Here is a 19,527-nt window from a genome sequence, read left to right as displayed (position 1 = left end):
CCTCCTGTTCCGGCTCCCCGATCGCGAGAGTGGAGCCACGAACAAGGAAGCCCCTGACATGTCCCCTGCACCCCGTGCACTGCCCGTCGCCATCGGCCTGGACGGCAGCCGTGAGAGCCTCGAGGCCGCCGACTGGGCGGCCCGGGAAGCCCTCCTGCGCCGTGTTCCGCTCCGCCTCGTGCACGCCTGGGAAGGGCCGGCCCTCGCCCGCGCGCCCCTCGCGCCGGGCAGCGTGCCGGCGCCGGACCCGGCCTGGACGGCGCGACTCCTCACCTCGGTCCGCGACACTCTGACACTCCGTCACCCCGGGCTCACCGTCACCGCCGACAGCCTCCCCGGGCTGCCGGCCACGGCACTGCTGGGCGCCGCCGAGGAGGCGGAGCTGCTGGTGCTCGGGTCACGGGGCGTGGGCAGAACCGCCGGCGCCCTCCTCGGCTCCGTGAGCCGGACGGTGCTGGCCCGGACCGGGCGCCCGGTGGTGCTGGTCCGTCCGGGCCCCGCCCCGGACGAGGACACCGGCGCTGCGAGTCCGGTACCGGCGGACGCGACGTGGTCGTCGGGTTCGACCTCGACGGAACCGACGAGGCCGTCCTGCGGTTCGCCTTCGACGCCGCGTCCCGGCGCGCCGCCGCACTGCGGGTCGTCCACGGACGGCGGCCCGGGGGCGCGGCCGCCTCCCCGGCGGACACCGGCCTCGACACCGGCGCGGCACAGCACGCCGGGGAGCCGCTCACCGATGTGCTGCGCCCCTGGCAGGAGAAGTTCCCCGACGTGACGGTGACCGAGCAGGCCGTTATCGGCCGGGCGGCCTCCCACCTGGTCGACGTCTCCAGGGACGCCTGTCTGGTCGTCGTCGGGCGCACCGCGCGTCACGCCGCGCTCGGCGCACACATCGGCCCGGTGACCGACGCCCTGGTCCGGCGGGCCGTCGCCCCGGTCGCGGTGGTCCCCCACGAGTGACGGGTGCGGGCGGCAGGCCCACGTGCGCAAGCGGCGCCGGGGAACACCGGCGCCGCTTGCGCACGCCCGGCCGCCGTGGAGGCGCCGCGGGCCCCGGTGGAGTACGTCCCCGGCCCCCCGCTCCGGTCGGGGCCCGACGGCCGGAAGGCGACCCTCGGGTGCGCACTCGTCGGCGCGGCGGGCCGGCACGAGAGGTCCCGGCCGATGGCGGCGGGCCTCCGTGCGGAAGCGGCGCCGGGGAGGCGCCACCGCTCGCGGGTGTGCGGTCGCCGTCGACGTGCCTCGGGGCCCGCGGGCGGAGCTCGCCCGCGGGCCCCGACGGGCCTCGCCCCCGCACCGGCCCCTCCTGCTCAGGGGCTGACCACCCGGGACGCCGCCGCCGGTGGTGCGCAGTCGTCGACGCGGTAGGCCAGGTGGTTGACCACCCCTACGACGCCGTCCAGCCGCCAGGCGGCGTGGACCGCCACCGGAACGTCGCTGCGCCGCTCCAGGAGCCCCCGGAACGTGACCACACCGTCCCGCACCGAGACGGAGACCGCCTCCGCCGGCAGCCCCAGTTCACCGCCCACGACGTCCTCGGTCACCTGGCGGCGGATGTCGTCGTCCGTGCGCAGGAACACCCGAAGCAGATCGCGACGCGTGACGATGCCGATGAGACGGTCCTCCTCGTCCACCACGGGCAGCCGCTCGATGCCGCGACGCTCCATCACCCGGGCGGCATCGGGTACCGGCTGCTCCGGATGCACCGTGATCGCGGGGGACGTCATCAGGTCCGCCGCCGTGCACGCGGCTTCCGGCGCACGCCCGTCCTCGGCGGTGAGCGCCCGCAGATCGCTGCCCGAGATCACGCCCAGCACCTTGTCGTCGGAGTCGACGACCGGGAGCCCGCTGATGCCGTGCCGGCTCAGCAACCGGGCCACCTCGATGCCGGGCTCCGTCCGGCGGACGTGCACGACCTCACGGGTCATCACCTCGCCGACCGAGAGACTTCTCACGGGAGTCCTCCTTCCACCGCGACAGGGGCCGGGACCGGGGCCGCCCGGAGCCCGGTCAGCGCTCCGGTCCGCCGCGCCACGGCGGCGGCGTGGCCGACCTGCGGGCCGCGTCGGCGCGGTGCGCGGCCCGTTCCGTCCGACTGCGGAGCCGGTCGTGCAGGCGGTCGGCGAGCTCACGGGCGCTGGCCTCCTGGGCCTGGACGACGATGACGTCGCCGCCCAGCCGGATCTCGGCACCCGCCGACCAGGGCTGCTCGGCATGGTGGGCGACCGCCCTGGTGATCCGCACGTCGCCGCTGACGGGCGCGAGCCCGGGACGGGCGAGAGCGGCTCCGACCTTCTCGCGGACGTAGGCGAGTTCCTCCTCACCCACCTCGCCCTCCACCCGCACCTGCACGGCGGTGGCGGTGTCGGCGTCATGCGCAGGGGTGTCCCTGACAGTCATCTGCTGCACTCCTTGTGATCATTGTGTGGCGCTTCCAGCCTGCTCGGTGTGCCCGTTCGGTCCGAGGGCCGGCCGACCCCGGGGCCGGGGCCGGTGGCCCTCGGACCGAAGCGGCCGCGGTCAGCCGTAGTACGCCGTACGCATGAGCCCCTGCATGTCGTCCAGCATCGGCATGCGCGGGTTGGCGGGCGCGCACTGGTCCTCATAGGCGTTGAGCGCCTGCTGGGGGAGGGCGTCGAGGAAGTCGCGTTCGTCGACGCCCAGGGCCTGGAAGGACGGCTCGATGCCGACGGCGTCGCGCAGCCGCTCCACGGCGCGGGCGAGGGACTCCACGCCCTCCGCGGGAGTGGCGGCGGCCAGACCGAGCGCGCGGGCGATGTCCTGGAAGCGTTCCGGGGCCCGGTAGTCCTCGTACTTGGGCCACCCGGTGAGCTTGGCCGGCACGGTGCCGTTGTAGCGGATGACGTGCGGCAGCAGGACCGCGTTGGTGCGTCCGTGCGCGATGTGGAACGTGGCGCCGAGCGTGTGCGACATGGCGTGCACGATGCCGAGGAAGGCGTTGCCGAAGGCCATCCCGGCGATGGTGCCCGCGTTGTGCATCTTCTCCCGGGCCCCGGGCGCGTCCGCACGGTCGTTCACGGCCGCTTCCAGGTGGCCGAAGACCAGCCTGACGGCGTGCAGGGCGAGACCGTCGGTGAAGTCGTTGGCGTACACGGACACGTACGCCTCGATGGCGTGCGTGAGCGCGTCGAAGCCGCTGTCGGCGGCCAGGGCCCTGGGCAGCGCGGAGGTGAGCAGCGGGTCGACGATCGCCACGCTGGGGGTGAGCGCGTAGTCGGCCAGCGGGTACTTCTTGCCGGTGGCCGGGTCCGAGATGACCGCGAACGGTGTCACCTCCGCGCCGGTTCCCGAGGTGGTGGGCACGCACACCAGGCGGGCGAGCCGGCCCAGGACCGGGAAGCGGAAGGCGCGCTTGCGGATGTCGGAGAACTTCTGCCGCATGTCCGCGAAGTCGACTTCCACGCCCGCCTCGTGCTGCTCGTACAGCAGCCACATCACCTTCGCCGCGTCCATCGGCGAGCCGCCGCCGAGGGCGATGATCGTGTCCGGGCGGAAGTCGCCCATGAGGCGGGCCCCGCGCCGGACGGAGTCGATGCTCGGCTCCGGCTCGACGTTGTCGATGATCTGCACGGTCACCGGCTCGGCGCGGCGCCGCAGCACCCGGGTGACCCGGTCGACGAAACCGAGACGGGTCATGGTCGCGTCCGTGACGATCGTGACCCGGTGAACGTCCGGCATGTCGGTGAGGTAGCGGATGGCCTGCGGCTCGAAGTAGATCTTCGGCGGCACCTTGAACCACTGCAGGTTGTTGCGGCGGGTGGAGACCCGCTTGATGTTCAGCAGTTGGGCGGCGGAGACGTTGTTGGACACGGAGGTGCTGCCCCACGATCCGCAGCCGAGGGTCAGCGAGGGCAGCAGGCCGTTGTAGATGCCGCCGATCGCACCCTGCGAGGAGGGCGAGTTGACGATGACCCGGACCGTCTTCATGTGCTGCCCGTACGCCTCGGCGAGCGCCGCGTCCTCGGTGTGGATGACGGCGCTGTGACCCTGGCCGTGGAAGGCGACCATGTCCGCGGCCAGGTCGAAGCCCTGCCGCTCGTCCCGTGCGCGCAGCACGGCGAGCACCGGGCACAGCTTTTCGCGGGTCAACGGCTCCTCGGGGCCGACCCGTTCGGCCTCGACCAGGATGATCGAGGTGTCCTCGGCCACCTCGAACCCGGCCTGCGCGGCGATCCACGCCGGGCTCTGCCCGACCGCCGTCGCGTTGACCCGGGGCTCGCAGCCGCCGCCCGACGCGCCGGTGGCGGGGAAGAGGAACGCCTCCAGCTTGGCCTTCTCCTCGGCGGTGGCCACGTGGGCGTGCAGGGCACGGAACTCGGTCAGCGCCGCGTCGTAGACGGCGTCGTCGAGGATGACGGCCTGCTCCGAGGCGCAGATCATGCCGTTGTCGAACGACTTGGACAGCACCAGGTCGTTGACGGCCCGGCGCAGCCGGGCGGTCCGGTGGACGTACGCGGGGACGTTGCCGGCGCCGACGCCGAGCGCGGGCTTGCCCGCGGAGTAGGCGGCCTTCACCATGGCGTTGCCTCCGGTGGCGAGGATCAGCGAGACACCGGTGTGGTGCATCAGGGCGTGCGTGGCGTCGACGGACGGCGACTCGATCCACTGCACGCAGTGTTCGGGCGCCCCCGCGGCGACGGCCGCGTCCCGCACCACGCGGGCCGCCTCCGCGCTGCACCGCTGGGCCGAGGGGTGGAAGGCGAACACGATCGGGTTGCGCGTCTTCAGCGCCAGCAGCGCCTTGAAGACGGTGGTGGACGTCGGATTGGTGACCGGCGTGATCGCGCATACCACCCCGACCGGCTCGGCGATCTCCACCATGTTCTCGATGTCGTCGCGGGCCACGACCCCGACCGTCTTCATCGGGCCCATGCTGTGCGTGACGTGCTCGCACGCGAACATGTTCTTGGCTGCCTTGTCCTCGAAGACCCCGCGGCCGGTCTCCTCGACCGCCAGGCGGGCCAGCCGGGTGTGCTGGTCCAGAGCGGCGACGGAGGCCTTCTTGACGATGTGGTCGATCTGTTCCTGGGCCAGGTCCTCGTAGTCGGCCAGCGCCTTCAGCCCGTCGGTGACCAGGCGGTCGACGGCGATCGCTGTGTCGGACGGTGCCTGGGCGGTGCCCGCGGCTCCGGTTCCGTCGTCCTGTCGGGTCATGAGGGTCTGCCTCCACTGTCGGGGCCGCCGAACGGACGGCGGCCTACGGGCGGGAGCGGTGCCACGGATGACGCGCTCGCTCCCGGTCTTCACTGTCCAGCGGCCCGGCCTCCGGTCCCAGGCGCCGAAGGTCCCGCGGTGGGCCCGTCCGGCCCGCATCGGCGGGGCCGCCGGGCCCTGCGGCCCCGTTCGGGCCGGCCGCTCACCTGCTGTCGCTCGCCTCGGTCCGCTCCAGGGCGGCCCGCCCGGCCTCCAGCCGTGCCACCGGGACCCGGAACGGCGAGCAGGAGACGTAGTCCAGGCCGGCGGCGTGGAAGAAGTGCACCGAGGCGGGATCCCCGCCGTGCTCGCCGCAGACGCCGATGCCGAGACCGGGACGGGCCGCACGGCCCTCGGCGACGGCGATCGAGATCAGCCGCCCCACGCCGTCCCGGTCGACGGTCTCGAACGGGGAGACGGGGAAGACGCCCTTGTCGAGGTAGGCGGAGAAGAACTCCGCCTCGACGTCGTCGCGGGAGAAGCCCCAGGTGGTCTGGGTGAGGTCGTTGGTGCCGAAGGAGAAGAACTCGGCCTCCCCGGCGATCCGCCCGGCCGTCAGCGCCGCCCGCGGCAGCTCGATCATCGTGCCGACCGGGCAGTCGACCGGGACGCCGGACGCGGCGGAGACCTCGGCCAGGACCCGGCGCACCTCCTCCCGCACGATGCCCAGTTCCCGCACGTCACCGACGAGCGGCACCATGATCTCCGCCCGGGGGCTGCCGCCGGCCCGGACGCGCTCCACCACGGCCTCGGCGATGGCGCGTACCTGCATCGCCACCAGACCCGGGACCACCAGGCCCAGCCGCACACCGCGCAGCCCGAGCATCGGGTTCTCCTCGTGCATGCGGTTCACGGCCGCGAGCAACTCGGTGTCGTGCGCGGCGGGGAGGTCACCGCGCGCCTCCGCCGCGGCGACGCGCACGGCGAGCGCGGTCCGGTCGGGCAGGAACTCGTGCAGTGGCGGGTCGAGCAGGCGGATGGTGACGGGAAGGCCGTCCATCGCCTCCAGGATGCCGCCGAAGTCCCGGCGCTGCAGCGGCAGCAGCGCGGCCAGGGCGCGGTCCCGTTCGGCGTCGCCGCGGGCCAGCACCATCTCCTCCACCAGCCTGCGGCGCTCGCCCAGGAACATGTGCTCGGTGCGGCACAGCCCGATGCCGCGCGCCCCGAACCGGCGGGCCCGGGCGGCGTCCTCGGGTGTGTCCGCGTTGGCCCTGACCTCCAGGCGCCGAACCCCGTCGGCCCGCTCCAGGGCCCGGGCCACCGCACCGACCAGCTCCGCCGACGCCTCGTCGACCTCACCGGTCTCCAGGTAGCGCATGACCGCCGAGTCCACGAGCGGCACCTGGCCCGGATACACCGCGCCCGCCGAACCGTCCACGGAGAGCACGGTGCCCTCCTCGACGACCTGGCCGTCACGGGTGGTCAGCCGCCGGCCCTCGGTGTCGACGGTGAGTTCCTCGGCCCCGCAGACGCACACCTTGCCCATGCCGCGGGCGACGACGGCCGCGTGGCTGGTCTTGCCGCCCCGGCTGGTCAGCACCGCCTGGGCGGCGACCATGCCGGGCATGTCGTCGGGCGTGGTCTCCTGCCGCACGAGGACCACCTTCTCGCCGGCCGCGGCGCGCCGTACCGCCTCGGCGGAGTCGAAGACCGCCGCGCCGACCGCGGCACCGGGCGACGCCGGGATGCCGCGGGCCAGCGGACTGCCCGTCGCCGAGACGTCGAAGCGCGGGAACATCAGCCGCGCGAGCCCGTCCCCGCCCACCCGGGCCAGTCCCTCGTCGGCCGGGATGAGCCCCTCGTCGATCAGCTCCGCCGCGATGGCGAAGGCGGCCTCGGCGGTGCGCTTGCCCACCCGGGTCTGCAGCATCCACAGTTTGCCGCGCTCGATGGTGAACTCGATGTCGCACAGGTCCCGGTAGTGCCGCTCCAGCGTCCGCATGTGCGCGCACAACTCCTCGTACGACCGGGCGTCGAGGCGCTCGAGCTCGGCCAGCGGCACCGTGTTGCGGATGCCGGCGACCACGTCCTCGCCCTGCGCGTCGGGCAGGTAGTCGCCGTACAGGCCGGGCCGTCCGGTGGCCGGGTCACGGGTGAAGGCCACACCGCTGCCGGAGTCGGGACCCAGGTTGCCGAACACCATGCGCTGTACGTTGACGGCGGTCCCGAGGTCGTCGGGGATGTGCTCGCGCCGCCGGTACAGTCGGGCCCGATCGCCGTTCCACGACTCGAAGACGGCCAGGACCGACCGGTAGAGCTGGTCGGCCGGCAGCTGCGGGAAGTACTCCCCGGTCCGCTCGTGGATCAGGCTCTTGTACGTCTCGACCAGCTGCGCGAGATCGGCGGCGTCCAGGTGCACGTCGTCCGGGACGCCCCGCACCTCCTTCAGCCGCGCGAGGGCCTGCTCGAACAACGCGGCGTCGACCCCCATGACCGTACTGCCGAACATCTGGACGAGGCGGCGGTAGGAGTCCCAGGCGAAGCGCTCACTGCCCGAAACCTTGGCCAGGCCCAGCACCGACGCGTCGTTGAGGCCGATGTCGAGGACGGTCTCCATCATCCCGGGCATCGAGAACCGCGCCCCGGAGCGGACGGACAGCAGCAGCGGGTCGTCCGGCTGTCCCAGCCGCCGGCCGGCCGCCGCCTCCAGGGCCAGCAGGTGCTCGGAGACCTCACGCGCCAGGCCCTCCGGCTCGGCCCCGGTGCCCAGGAAGACCCGGCAGGCCTCGGTGGTGATGGTGAACCCCGGCGGAACGGGCAGACCGAGCCGGGTCATCTCGGCCAGGTTCGCACCCTTGCCGCCGAGCAGGCCGGCCCGGTCACGGCCGCCCTCCGCGAACTCGTACACGTAACGGACCATGACGCAGCGCTCCTCACACCTTCGTGGCTCCGGCTTCCACCGTCCGACGCCGCACGGCTCACGGGCAGGTGCCGGGCGTCCCCGTCGCGGGGGCCGGACGGCCCCTGGGCGCGGCACCCGCGGCGCAGCAGTCTCGAAGACACCACAGGGGCCACCGGCCCGGACCCAGGAGGGACACGTCATGATCCGGAACATCGCGGCGGGAATCGACGGATCGCCCGAAGGCCTCGCGGCCGCGCACTGGGCGGCCCACGAGGCCGCGCGCCGGGGAGTCGCCCTGAACCTGGTGCACGCCTGGCACCCGCACGCGCGGCCGATGCCGGACGTGCCGATGGACAGCACCGAACGCGGCTGGGCCGAGCACCTCCTGCAGGAAGCGGCCGGCAGCGTGCGCGCGCGCACCCCTCGCTCACGGTTGCCGCCCGGCTGACCTGCAACTCCACGGTCGCCGCCCTGACGGCCGCGGCCGACGAGGCCGAGCTGCTGGTGCTCGGATCGCTGGGACTCGGCAGGACGGCGGGCTTCGTCACCGGTTCGGTGTCCCAGCGGGTGGTGGGGCGCGCACCGTGCCCCGTGGTGCTGGTGCGGGCGGGCACGAGCGCCGCCGACGAGCACCTGCCCGCGACGGACGGCGTCGCGCCGGAGGAGATCCCCGGCATCCCCTACCGGGACGTCGTCCTCGGCCTGGACGTCGGCCATCCCTGCGACGACCTGCTCGCCTTCGCCTTCGACGCCGCCCACCGCCGCCGCACGGGACTGCGCGTGGTCCACGTCTTCCGGACACCACCCGCCGACCCGGCCGCGCCCGCCGTCCCCGCCGCCGAGCGGCTCGCCGCCGTGGAACGCGCCGTCGTGGCCGCCCTGCGGCCCTGGTGCGAGAAGTACCCCGAGGTCCGGGTGACCGAGACCGTCGTGGAGGGACGGCCCGGCGCGGAACTGGTGCGGGCGACCGCCGGCGCGGGACTCGTCGTCGTGGGCCGGCGCATCGCCGGAAGCAGGCTCGGTGCCCACACCGGTCCCGTCACGCACGCCGTCCTGCACCACGTCCGCGGCGCGGTGGCCGTCGTCCCGCACGCCTGAGCCGGCCCCGGCCCGGCCCCCGCGTCGGCCGCCCGGGGCCGAAGGTCCCGGGGCGCCGGGGCCCACAGGGCACCGCCGATGCCCTGTCGGCCACTCCCGGCGGTCACCGGCCGCGACGAGCATCGACCGTGACGAAACCGATCAGGAGAGGACCCGCGATGACCGCGACGGTGACAACCGGCAGCCGGACGACCGAGGTATGGCGGCACTTCGCCGGAACGAGGTGGCGGTCGCGCATCGACGTGCGGGACTTCATCCAGGCGAACTACACCCCCTACACGGGCGACGCGTCCTTCCTGGCCGGCCCCACGGACCGCACCCGGGCCGTCTGGGCGAAGGTCAGCGCGCTGTTCCCCGAGGAGCGCCGCAAGGGCATCCTCGACGTCGACGCCGCCACTCCCTCCACGATCACCTCGCACGCCCCCGGGTGGATCGACCGGGACCGTGAGCTGATCGTCGGCCTCCAGACCGACGCCCCGCTCAAGCGGGCGATCATGCCCAACGGCGGCCTGCGCATGGTCGAGAACGGCCTGAAGGCGTACGGCTACACACCCGACCCGTTCGTCACCAGGGTCTTCGGCACCTATCGCAAGACCCACAACGACGGTGTCTTCGACGCCTACACCCCCGAGATGCGGGCCGCCCGCAAGGCGGGCATCATCACCGGTCTGCCCGACGCCTACGGCCGCGGCCGGATCATCGGCGACTACCGCCGCGTGGCCCTGTACGGCACCGGCCGGCTGATCGAGGCCAAGCACGCCGAGCGCGCCCTGCTCGACGCCCGGCCCTCCACCGAGCACGTCATCCGCGACCGGGAGGAACTCGCCGAGCAGATCCGGGCGCTGGGCGAACTGACCCGCATGGCGGCGTCGTACGGCTGCGACGTGTCCCGCCCGGCCACCACCGCCCACGAGGCCGTGCAGTGGCTGTACCTCGGCTACCTCGCCGCGGTGAAGGAGCAGAACGGCGCCGCTATGTCGCTGGGCCGCACCTCGACCTTCCTGGACGTCTACCTCCAGCGGGACCTGCTGGAGGGCGTCGTCGACGAGAGCCGCGCCCAGGAGCTGATCGACGACTTCGTCATCAAGCTGCGGATCGTGCGCTTCCTGCGCACCCCCGAGTACGACGCGCTGTTCTCCGGCGACCCGACCTGGGTGACGGAGTCCATCGGCGGCATCGGCCGCGACGGCCGCACGCTCGTGACCCGCACCTCCTTCCGCTTCCTGCAGACCCTCTACAACCTGGGCCCGGCACCCGAGCCGAACCTGACCGTGCTGTGGTCGCCCCGGCTGCCCGCGGGTTTCAAGGAGTTCTGCGCCCAGGTCTCCATCGACACCAGTGCCGTCCAGTACGAGTCCGACGACCTGACGCGCCCGCGCACGGGCGACGACACCGCGATCGCCTGCTGCGTCTCCGCCATGGCGGTCGGCCGGCAGATGCAGTTCTTCGGCGCCCGCGTCAACCTCGCCAAGGCCCTGCTGTACGCGGTGAACGGCGGCCGCGACGAGATCAGCGGCGAGCAGGTCGCCCCGGACACACCCCCGCTCACCGGGGAGTACCTCGACTACGAGGAGCTGTCGGCGGCGTACGACCGGATGCTGGACTGGCTGGCCGCGACCTATGTGAACGCGCTCAACGTCATCCACTGCATGCACGACAAGTACGCCTACGAGCGGGTGGAGATGGCCCTGCACGACCACCCGGTGCACCGCTTCATGGCGTGCGGCATCGCGGGCCTGTCGGTGGCCGCGGACAGCCTGTCCGCCGTACGGCACGCGCGCGTGAAGGTGATCCGCGACGACACCGGACTGGCCGTCGACTACGATGTCGAGGGCGACTTCCCGGCCTACGGCAACAACGACGACCGCGCCGACGGCATCGCCGCCGCGCTGGTGGAGTCGTTCATGGAGAAGGTTCGCCGGCACCCCACCTACCGGGACGCCGAGCACACCCAGTCGGTGCTCACCATCACCTCGAACGTGGTGTACGGCAAGCACACCGGGAACACCCCCGACGGCCGGCGGGCCGGGGCCCCGTTCGCCCCCGGCGCCAACCCGATGAACGGCCGCGACCGGCACGGGGTGGCCGCCTCGGCGCTCTCGGTGGCGAAGCTGCCGTACGAGCAGGCGCGGGACGGGATCTCCCTGACCACGACCATCACGCCCGAGGGGCTGGGGCACGTGCCCGCGGAGCGGGCCGGCGCGCTGGTCGGCATCCTCGACGGATACATGGGAGCCGGCGGCTTCCACATGAACGTCAACGTACTGAACCGGGCGACCCTGGAGGACGCCATGGAACACCCGGAGAAGTACCCGGAGCTGACGATCCGTGTCTCCGGATACGCGGTCAACTTCGTCCGCCTGACGCGTGAGCAGCAGCTCGACGTGATCAGCCGCACCTTCCACGGTGCGCTGTGAGGACGGCGGGGACGGCGACCGCGATGACGACGGCCAGGGCGACGGAGAAGGCCGTCACCGGCCGGATCCACTCCTGGGACCTGTCCACCGGAGTGGACGGCCCGGGGACCCGGTTCGTCCTCTTCGTCAGCGGCTGCCCGCTGCGCTGCCTGTACTGCGCCAACCCCGACACCTGGCACATGCGGGACGGACGCGAGGTCACCGTCGACGAGGTGATGGCGGAGATCGGCAAGTACCGGGCGTTCCTCACCGCGGCGGGCGGAGGCGTGACGATCACCGGCGGGGAACCGCTGCTCCAGCCGGCCTTCACCGGCGAGGTGCTGCGCCGCTGCAAGGAGACAGGACTGCACACCGCCCTGGACACCTCCGGGTTCCTCGGCACCCGCGCCACGGACGAACTCCTCACCCGCACCGACCTGGTGCTGCTGGACATCAAGTCCTTCGACGTCTCCGCCTACCGCAGGCTGACCGGCGGCGAACTCACGCCGACCCTGAACTTCGCGACCCGGCTGGACCGGCTAGGCGCCCGGACGTGGATCCGGTACGTCCTGGTGCCCGGCTGGACCGACGACCCGGACGCGATCGACGGACTGGCCCGCTTCGTCGCCGGCCTGGAAAGCGTCGAGCGGGTCGACATCCTGCCCTTCCACAAGCTCGGCGCACCGAAGTACGAGGCCCTCGGCATCCCGTTCCCCCTGCGGGACGCCCCGACTCCCGGCCGGGAACTCGTCGAGCGGGTGCGGCGACAGTTCCGGGCGCACGGCGTCACCGCCCACTGACGGAGACGGCGGGATGACGGAGACGGCGGGATGACGGAGACGGCGGGATGACGGAGACGGCGAGATGACGGAGACGGCGAGATGACGGACATGCCGGGATGACGGACATGGCGGGATCCTGGCGGTCGCGGACGTCGCGGAACCTGTTCGAGGTGTGAACTCCCGTGCCGGTGGGTGAACGTGAGCCGGATACAGGTCGGTTAATGCTCGCTCACGAGCTGGTTGCGGGCGGGTGAGCGCGTCATGATGGTCCCATGACGTTGGCGTCGCGCGCCCTTGCGCAACTGGCGACCTGGCCGGACCTGACACGGGCCGTCCCGAGCTGCGGACTCGGGCGGGCGGTGAGTTCGGCCCAGGGCGAGATCGCCCACTTCCACTCGGACCGGGACGTCGACCTGCGGCTGACCGACCGGGCCATCCGCCGGTTCGCCAAGGACCTGAAGCACTCGGGGGCGATCAGAATCGTGCCCGGCTCGCAGTGGGTGACCCTGCGGCTCGACGCCGCGAGCGACGTCGACCTGCTGCTGACCCTGGTGAGCGTGGCCCTCCAGGCCCAGCAGTCCTGGCCCGACCCAGCCGACCGGCCGCCGGTGGCCGGCTGCAACGACCAGCGGGGCAAAGGGTTCGTGAAGGCCGACCTGGGAGCGTTCTGAGACCTGCGGCGCCCACACCGCCGGGGCCGGCGGCCGGCCCCGGCGGTGTCACACCGTCAGCACACGCACGCCCGCGTCCTCGAAGCGCCGCACCGTCTCCTGCTCCACCGCCGTGTCCGTCACGAGCGTGTCCACCGGCTCCGCCCCGCAGATCCGCGCGAACGCCCGCCGGCCCAGCTTGCTGGAGTCGGCGGCGACCACCACCCGCTCCGCGCGCTCGCACAGCAGCCGGTTGACGGCCGCCTCCGCCTCGTCGTGCGCCGCCGCGCCGTGCACGGCGTCGAAGGCCACCACGCCCAGCACCGCCACGTCCAGGGTGATCTGGTCCAGCACCCCGTCCGCGAGCGGGCCGACGAGCTCGTACGACTGCGGGCGAGCCACCCCACCCGTCACCACTATCTTGAACTGGGGCCGTACGGCCAGCTCGTTGGCGATGTTCAGCGCGTTGGTGACGACGGTCAGCGCCGGTGTGCCCGTGCTCAGGTCCCCGCGAACGGCGAGGGCACGGGCGACCTCCGTGGTGGTCGTGCCGCCGGTCAGCCCGACCGCCTCGCCCGGCGCCACGAGACCGGCCACCGCCTTCGCGATGCGCTGCTTCTCGGAGGCGTGACGGGCCGTCTTGTAGCGCAGGGGGAGTTCGTACGACACCCCGTGCACCACCGCTCCGCCGCGGGTGCGCACCAGCATCTGCTGTTCGGCCAGCTGGTCGAAGTCCCGGCGGATCGTGGCCGCCGACACCCCCAGCTCGGCGGCCGCCTCCTCGACGTCGAGCCGTCCGCGCTCGACGAGCAGCTCCAGCAGCGTCTTCCAGCGGGCGTCCCGGGACATCCGCGGCCTCCGTTCCCCGGCAGTTGTCCGATCGTTCGGCCCCCTGGCGACCCTAGCGCACCCGCCGCGCGGCCAGATGCTTGATTGTGCTCGAAACTCAGCTATATCTTGCAGGAACAATCAGCCAGGGAGGGTGTGGGCATGACCCATGTCGAGGACGAGCTGAACAGTCAGCCGCAGTGCTGGGCCCGGGCGGCCGAAGAGGCGGGACGGCACCGTGCGGCACTGCCGGAGCCGGGGGAGCGGGTCGCCGTCGTCGGATGCGGGACCTCCTACTTCATGGCGCAGGCCGTGGCCGCCCTGCGGGAGGGCGCCGGACAGGGCGAGACCGACGCGTTCGCCGCCTCCGAGTTCCCGCACCGGCGGTCGTACGACCGGGTGATCGCCCTCACCCGCTCCGGCACCACCACCGAGGTGCTGCGGCTGCTCGGCGAGCTGGGACGGCACGTCCGCACCACAGCCGTCACCGCCGATCCGGCAAGCCCCGTCACCAAGGCCGCCGAGGGCCTCGTCGTCCTGGACTTCGCCGACGAGCGCTCCGTCGTCCAGACCCGGTTCGCGACCACCGCCCTCACCCTGCTGCGCGCCCATCTCGGCCTGCACACCGACGCCGTCGTCGCCGACGCGCGCACCGCCCTGTCCGTCGCCCTGCCCGAAGGGCTGGTCGCATGCTCCCAGTTCACCTTCCTGGGGCGCGGCTGGACCGTCGGGCTCGCGAACGAGGCCGCACTTAAGATGCGCGAAGCCTCCCTGTCCTGGACCGAGGCCTACCCGGCGATGGAGTACCGGCACGGCCCGATCAGCGTCAGCACCGCGGGGACGGCCACCTGGATGCTCGGCGAGGCACCCGACGGGCTCGCCGAACAGGTCCGCGCCACGGGGGCGTCGTGGATCGCGGGCGGGCTGGACCCGCTCGCCGAACTCGTCCGCGTGCAGCGGCTCGCCGTCGCCGTCGCCGCCGCCCGCGATCTCGACCCGGACCGGCCCCGCCACCTCACCCGCTCGGTGATCCTCGCCTCCTGAGCCTCCTGAGCCTCCTGAGCCTCCTGAGCCTCCTGAGCCTCCTGAGCCCTCTGAGCCTCCTGAGCCCCACCGAGGCCCACTGAATTTCACGAGCGCACTGAACCTCACGAGCGCCGTGAGCCCGCTGAGCCCGCCGCCCCGCACCCCCGGAAGGACACCCCCGTGCCCCTCGCGTCCACCGGTGAGCTGGTGAACCCGGCCGCCGCGACCGGTTCGGCCGTCGCCGCGTTCAACGTCATCACCCTGGAACACATCGAGGCCGTCATCGCCGGCGCCGAGTCGGCCGGCAGCGCCGTCGTCCTCCAGGTCAGCGAGAACGCGGTCAGGTTCCGCTACGGACGGCTGCTGCCGCTGGCCCGCGCCGCGGTGGCCGCCGCCGAACGCGCCACCGTGCCCGTCGCTCTGCACCTGGACCACGTGCAGAGCGACGACCTGCTGCGCCAGGCGCCCGGCGCGGGCTTCAGCTCGGTGATGTACGACGCGGCCCGCCTGCCGTACGCCGACAACCTCACCGCGACCCGGGCCGCGGTCGACTGGGCGCATGCCCAGGGGCTCTGGATCGAGGCGGAGCTGGGACAGGTCGGCGGCAAGGCCGGGCAGGACGGCCCAGGGCACAGCGGCGGCCGCGTGCCGGACGCGCACGCGCCCGGCGCCCGCACCGACCCCGACCAGGCGCGGGACTTCGTCGCCGGGACCGGCGTCGACGCCCTGGCCGTGGCCATCGGCAGCGTCCACGCCATGACCACCCGCACCGCCGCCCTGGACCACGGCCTGCTCAAGCGGCTGTCCGCCGCCCTGTCCGTCCCGCTCGTCCTGCACGGCTCCTCCGGCGTGCCGGACGACGGGCTGGTCGAGGCGGTCGCGGGCGGCATCGCCAAGGTCAACGTCGGCACCGCCCTCAACGCGGCCATGACCGGGGCGATCCGCGAGTTCCTCGCCGCCCGCCCGGAGGCCGTCGACTCCCGCAAGTACCTGAGCGTGGGGAGAGAGGCGATGGCTCACGAGGTGACCCGCATCATCGGCGTCCTCGGGCGGGCGCCGATGATGCGGGAACCGTCGGACGGGCCTAGTCCTTCCTGACGGCCTTCAGCACCACGAACTTGGGGTCGGAGGCGACCAGTTCGCTGTTGCCGAACAGCCGCTTGAGCTTGACGTGGTAGCCGAGGTGCCGGTTGCCGATCACCCACAGCTCGCCACCCGGCCGCAGGGCGCGCTTCGCGCCGGTGAACATCCGCCAGGCCGTCGCGTCCGTCGTCGCCTGGTGGGAGTGGAACGGGGGATTGTTCAGCACCAGGTCCACGCTGCCGGGCGCCACCCCGGCCAGCCCGTCGCCGACCCGGAACTCGGCGTGTCCGGGCACCCCGTTCGCCTTGTACGTCGCCTCGGCGGACGCCACCGCCTGGAACGACTCGTCCACGAACAGCACTTCGGCCGCCGGGTCGGCCAGCGCCATCGCCGTGCCGACCACGCCGTTGCCGCACCCGAGGTCCACCACCCGGCCGGCACCCGGGCCGGGCAGGTGCCGGAGGAAGAAACGGGTCCCGATGTCGAGCCGGTCGGCGCAGAAGACGCCGGCGTGATTGACGACCGTGCGCCCCGACACCGGACCGACGCCGGCGGGGAGCGTGTAGCTGTACGGCCACGGCCCGGCGGGACGCTCCAGCTCCGGGTCCGGGGTGCAGTGGATCAGCCGGGCCTTCTGCCGCGCCAGGGAGGTCCGGGTCGGACCGAGGATCCGCTCGAACAGCCGGAGCGTGGAGGTGTGGACCTCCTTCACCATCCCGGTGCCGACGACCACCGTGCCCGCGTGCACGGCGGGCGCCAGCCGCAGCAGCTGGTCCTCCAGCAGCGCCAGGCTCTTGGGTACCCGCACCAGCAGCACGTCCACGCGCTCCGGCGGCGGGTCCTGCGTGGTCAGCAGCCGCACGGCACCGGGCCCGACACCGGCCCTCGTCAGGTTCGCCCGGGTCGCCTCCTGGCTCAGGAAGGAGTCGGTGATCTGCACGGGGCCGTGCCCGGCCAGGGCCGTGACCAGAGCGCCCCAGCGGTCCCCGACCACCACGACCGTTCCGGTGAGCGGCACCCGCTCCTCGGCGAGGTGGCGCAGCAGATACGCGTCGGAGGCGTCCCAGGCACGCAGCCGGTCGCGCGGATCCTCGGGGAAGCGGGTCAGCTCGACCTCGCCCCACGGTGTCGTCATACGCTCGCTCATCGTGCGTCCAGGCTAGCGGAGCCGCAGATCAGGGGCCGTGGAGCGGGTCTGCGGCAAGATGGAGCGCGTGGACGCGGAGCTGTTTCCCAGGGAGCGCGCGCAGGTCGCGCCGGGCGCCGTGCACGTCCCGGACTGGCTGGACGCCGAGCGGCAGCGCGACCTCCTCGCCGCCTGCCGTGAGTGGGCGCGGCCCCCGGCCGGCCTGCGCACGGTCCGCACACCCGGCGGCGGCACGATGACCGCGCGCCAGGTCTGCCTGGGCTGGCACTGGCACCCGTACGCCTACGCCCGCACCGCCGTCGACGGCGACGGAGCACCCGTGAAGCCGTTCCCGGCCTGGCTCGGCGAACTGGGCCGCCGCGCGGTGGCCGAGGCGCTCGGACCCCGGGCGGCGCCCACCGGGCCGTACGACATCGCGCTGATCAACTTCTACGACGGCGACGCCCGCATGGGCATGCACCGCGACAGCGACGAGCGGGCCGACGCGCCCGTGGTGTCGCTGAGCCTCGGCGACCGCTGCGTCTTCCGCTTCGGCAACACCCGGACGCGCACCGCGCCGTACACCGACGTGGAGCTGCGCAGCGGAGACCTGTTCGTCTTCGGCGGCCCCTCCCGGCTCGCCTACCACGGCGTGCCGCGCGTGCACCCCGGTACGGCACCGCCCTGGCTGGGCCTGGCCGGACGGCTGAACATCACACTGCGGGTGAGCGGCCTTTAGGCCCTGTCGTCGAACTCCCGCCTGCCCCGCGACGCCATGCACGCACTCTCGCCGTACCGGGCCCAGGCCCACGTACATCCAGTACGAGGGCCAGGACCCGGCACGCCGAGAGTACGCACCGGACGCCGGGGGCCCGCCCTGCGGGGGAACGACACGACCTCGCGGACACGGCCTGGAGCCTCTCGTCCGGATCAGGCCGGCGTGATCCGGACGAGAGGACCCCCCCGGCTGCCGCGTGGACCGCCACGACTTGCGGATCATGGGAGACTCACCGTCATGGGCGGCAAGGCGGATCCCCGGGCAGCGGGGGAGAAGACCACCTCGAGGGCGCGGCTGGACCGGGGGCGCGGTGCCCTCGGACCCGCGCTGGAGCTGGTGCACACCGGGCGGGCCCCGACCCGCGCCGTGCTCACCGCCGAACTCGGCGTCACCCGTGCGACGGCCGGTGCGGTGGCCGCCGAGCTGGAGGCGCTGGGCCTGATCCGGGTGGATGCCCGGCCGGGCGCGGCGGCCGGCTCACAGGGCCGCCCCTCGCACCGGCTGGAGGTCGCCGAGGACGGGCCGGTGGCCCTGGCGGCGCAGGTCCACGCCGACGGTTTCCGGGCCGCGCTGGTGGGGCTCGGCGGACGCATCGTGGCGACCGCGCCCGGCTGCGAGACCGTGGAGCCCGACCCGGCGAAGGTGCTGGGCTCGGTCGTCGAGGCGGGCGCCGAACTACTGCGCACCACCGGCCGCCGCTGCGTCGGCGCCGGACTCGCCGTGCCGTCCGCCGTCGCCGAACCCGACGGCCTGGCCCTCAACCCCCTGCACCTGGCCTGGCCCGTGGGCGCCGCCGTCCGGCGGATCTTCGCGGAGTGCGTGCGGGCCGCCGGCATCACCGGCCCCGCGTTCGCGGCCAACGACGTCAACCTCGCCGCGCTCGCCGAGCACCGGCACGGCGCAGGCCGGGGCGCCCGGGACCTGCTGTGCGTGGCCACCGGACACCGGGGGGTCGGCGGCGCCCTGGTTATGGACGGCCGCCTGCACACCGGCAGTTCGGGACTCGCCCTGGAGGTCGGCCACCTCACCGTGAACCCGGAGGGCCGCCCCTGCCACTGCGGCAGCCGGGGCTGTCTGGACGTCGAGGCCGACCCGCTGGCCCTGCTGATGGAGGCGGGCCGTGCGCCGGGCCCCGAGGTCTCCCTGCTCCAGCAGGCCGATGACCTGCTGCGCGACCACTACACCGATCCGACCGTCCGCACCGCCGCCGAGGCCCTGATCGACCGGCTCGGACTCGGCCTCGCGGGCCTGGTCAACATCCTCAACCCCGACCGCATCATCCTCGGCGGTCTGCACCGCACCCTCCTGGACGCCGACCCCGGCCGGCTGCGTGCGGTCGTGGCGGACCGGAGCCTGTGGGGACAGAGCGGCGGCGTCCCGATCCTGCCGTGCACCCTGGACCACAACAGCCTGGTCGGCGCGGCCGAACTGGCCTGGCAGCCGGTCCTGGACGACCCGTTGGGCGCGCTGCGGTAACGGACACGCGGCCGCCGGGAAGCCAGTGGCGGCGGGCGGCGGTCAGCGGTCAGCCGGCAACGGTCGATCGGGCGGGGGACGGAGCCCTCGCCGGGGCGGGCGCCTGCGCGGCAGCGGGCGCGGAGCCCCCGGTGGGTGGTTGCGCCGCGCCGGGCGACGAGGCTCCGGCGGACGCGTGCGCCACGGCGGGAGCGGCCCCGGCCGGAGCGGCAGTCGCCGCGGCGACGG

General features: G+C 73.7%; 15 protein-coding genes and 2 pseudogenes. 11 read left to right on the top strand and 6 right to left on the bottom strand.

Features of this window, described 5'->3' with window-relative positions; genetic code table 11:
* Positions 1 to 58: 58 nt before the first annotated feature.
* Together IE177_RS35565 and IE177_RS35560 are read left to right on the top strand one after the other, a co-directional pair.
* A pseudogene (locus tag IE177_RS35565) lies at positions 59 to 430 on the top strand (universal stress protein); the annotation flags it as partial.
* A gap of 119 nt (positions 431 to 549) precedes the next feature.
* A complete protein-coding gene (locus tag IE177_RS35560; RefSeq protein WP_308431547.1) occupies positions 550 to 960 on the top strand; it encodes a universal stress protein in 411 nt (136 codons plus the stop codon).
* A gap of 350 nt (positions 961 to 1,310) precedes the next feature.
* Here the strand turns inward: IE177_RS35560 and IE177_RS09595 are convergent, their stop codons facing one another.
* The 4 genes from IE177_RS09595 to ppdK form a co-directional block, all read right to left on the bottom strand.
* Positions 1,311 to 1,955 (bottom strand): CBS domain-containing protein, encoded by a 645-nt coding sequence (locus IE177_RS09595; RefSeq protein ID WP_229815970.1) that lies wholly within the window; start codon positions 1,953 to 1,955, stop codon positions 1,311 to 1,313.
* A gap of 55 nt (positions 1,956 to 2,010) precedes the next feature.
* Entirely contained in the window at positions 2,011 to 2,400 is a 390-nt protein-coding gene (locus IE177_RS09590; protein ID WP_190014739.1) for a hypothetical protein, read from the bottom strand.
* A 120-nt stretch (positions 2,401 to 2,520) separates the two neighbouring features.
* Entirely contained in the window at positions 2,521 to 5,175 is a 2,655-nt protein-coding gene (gene adhE / locus IE177_RS09585) for a bifunctional acetaldehyde-CoA/alcohol dehydrogenase (protein ID WP_190014737.1), read from the bottom strand.
* Between the two features lie 202 nt (positions 5,176 to 5,377).
* A complete protein-coding gene (gene ppdK / locus IE177_RS09580; protein ID WP_190014735.1) occupies positions 5,378 to 8,074 on the bottom strand; it encodes a pyruvate, phosphate dikinase in 2,697 nt (898 codons plus the stop codon).
* On the opposite strand from ppdK, the pseudogene IE177_RS35715 reads away from it, so the two are divergent.
* The 5 genes and pseudogenes from IE177_RS35715 to IE177_RS09560 form a co-directional block, all read left to right on the top strand.
* A pseudogene (locus IE177_RS35715) lies at positions 8,073 to 8,602 on the top strand (universal stress protein); the annotation flags it as partial. The gene ppdK and the pseudogene IE177_RS35715 overlap by 2 nt on opposite strands.
* A gap of 9 nt (positions 8,603 to 8,611) precedes the next feature.
* On the top strand, positions 8,612 to 9,154 hold the full coding sequence (locus tag IE177_RS09575) for a universal stress protein (protein WP_373305065.1): 543 nt from the start codon (positions 8,612 to 8,614) through the stop codon (positions 9,152 to 9,154).
* 158 nt (positions 9,155 to 9,312) lie between these two features.
* Positions 9,313 to 11,571, top strand: coding sequence for a formate C-acetyltransferase (gene pflB / locus IE177_RS09570; RefSeq protein WP_190014733.1), 2,259 nt, complete (start codon positions 9,313 to 9,315; stop codon positions 11,569 to 11,571).
* A 23-nt stretch (positions 11,572 to 11,594) separates the two neighbouring features.
* On the top strand, positions 11,595 to 12,350 hold the full coding sequence (gene pflA, locus IE177_RS09565) for a pyruvate formate-lyase-activating protein (protein ID WP_190014731.1): 756 nt from the start codon (positions 11,595 to 11,597) through the stop codon (positions 12,348 to 12,350).
* 254 nt (positions 12,351 to 12,604) lie between these two features.
* Complete coding sequence (locus IE177_RS09560; protein ID WP_190014729.1) at positions 12,605 to 13,003, top strand: luciferase domain-containing protein; 399 nt, start codon at positions 12,605 to 12,607, stop codon at positions 13,001 to 13,003.
* Positions 13,004 to 13,051: 48 nt separating this feature from the next.
* Here IE177_RS09560 and IE177_RS09555 read toward each other — a convergent pair whose 3' ends face one another.
* Positions 13,052 to 13,831 (bottom strand): DeoR/GlpR family DNA-binding transcription regulator, encoded by a 780-nt coding sequence (locus tag IE177_RS09555; RefSeq protein ID WP_190014727.1) that lies wholly within the window; start codon positions 13,829 to 13,831, stop codon positions 13,052 to 13,054.
* 141 nt (positions 13,832 to 13,972) lie between these two features.
* Between IE177_RS09555 and IE177_RS09550 the strand changes: the two genes are divergently transcribed.
* Together IE177_RS09550 and IE177_RS09545 are read left to right on the top strand one after the other, a co-directional pair.
* Positions 13,973 to 14,854, top strand: a complete 882-nt coding sequence (locus IE177_RS09550; protein WP_190014725.1) for an SIS domain-containing protein — start codon at positions 13,973 to 13,975, stop codon at positions 14,852 to 14,854.
* 162 nt (positions 14,855 to 15,016) lie between these two features.
* Complete coding sequence (locus IE177_RS09545; RefSeq protein ID WP_190014723.1) at positions 15,017 to 15,934, top strand: class II fructose-bisphosphate aldolase; 918 nt, start codon at positions 15,017 to 15,019, stop codon at positions 15,932 to 15,934.
* Here the strand turns inward: IE177_RS09545 and IE177_RS09540 are convergent.
* On the bottom strand, positions 15,921 to 17,054 hold the full coding sequence (locus IE177_RS09540; protein ID WP_190015100.1) for a methyltransferase: 1,134 nt from the start codon (positions 17,052 to 17,054) through the stop codon (positions 15,921 to 15,923). The two genes, IE177_RS09545 and IE177_RS09540, sit on opposite strands and share 14 nt — an antisense overlap.
* A 79-nt stretch (positions 17,055 to 17,133) precedes the next feature.
* Between IE177_RS09540 and IE177_RS09535 the strand changes: the two genes are divergently transcribed.
* Positions 17,134 to 17,784: an alpha-ketoglutarate-dependent dioxygenase AlkB family protein gene (locus IE177_RS09535; protein ID WP_190014721.1), complete on the top strand. Its 651-nt coding sequence runs from the start codon at positions 17,134 to 17,136 to the stop codon at positions 17,782 to 17,784.
* Positions 17,785 to 18,060: 276 nt separating this feature from the next.
* Positions 18,061 to 19,299 (top strand): ROK family protein, encoded by a 1,239-nt coding sequence (locus tag IE177_RS09530; RefSeq protein WP_190014719.1) that lies wholly within the window; start codon positions 18,061 to 18,063, stop codon positions 19,297 to 19,299.
* Positions 19,300 to 19,527: the final 228 nt, after the last annotated feature.

The organism is Streptomyces lucensis JCM 4490 (genome assembly GCF_014650035.1).
In the GTDB taxonomy this organism is placed as follows: domain Bacteria; phylum Actinomycetota; class Actinomycetes; order Streptomycetales; family Streptomycetaceae; genus Streptomyces; species Streptomyces lucensis.
The sequence above is the reverse complement of the archived record's forward strand: the minus strand, read 5'-3'. Positions and strand labels throughout refer to the sequence as shown.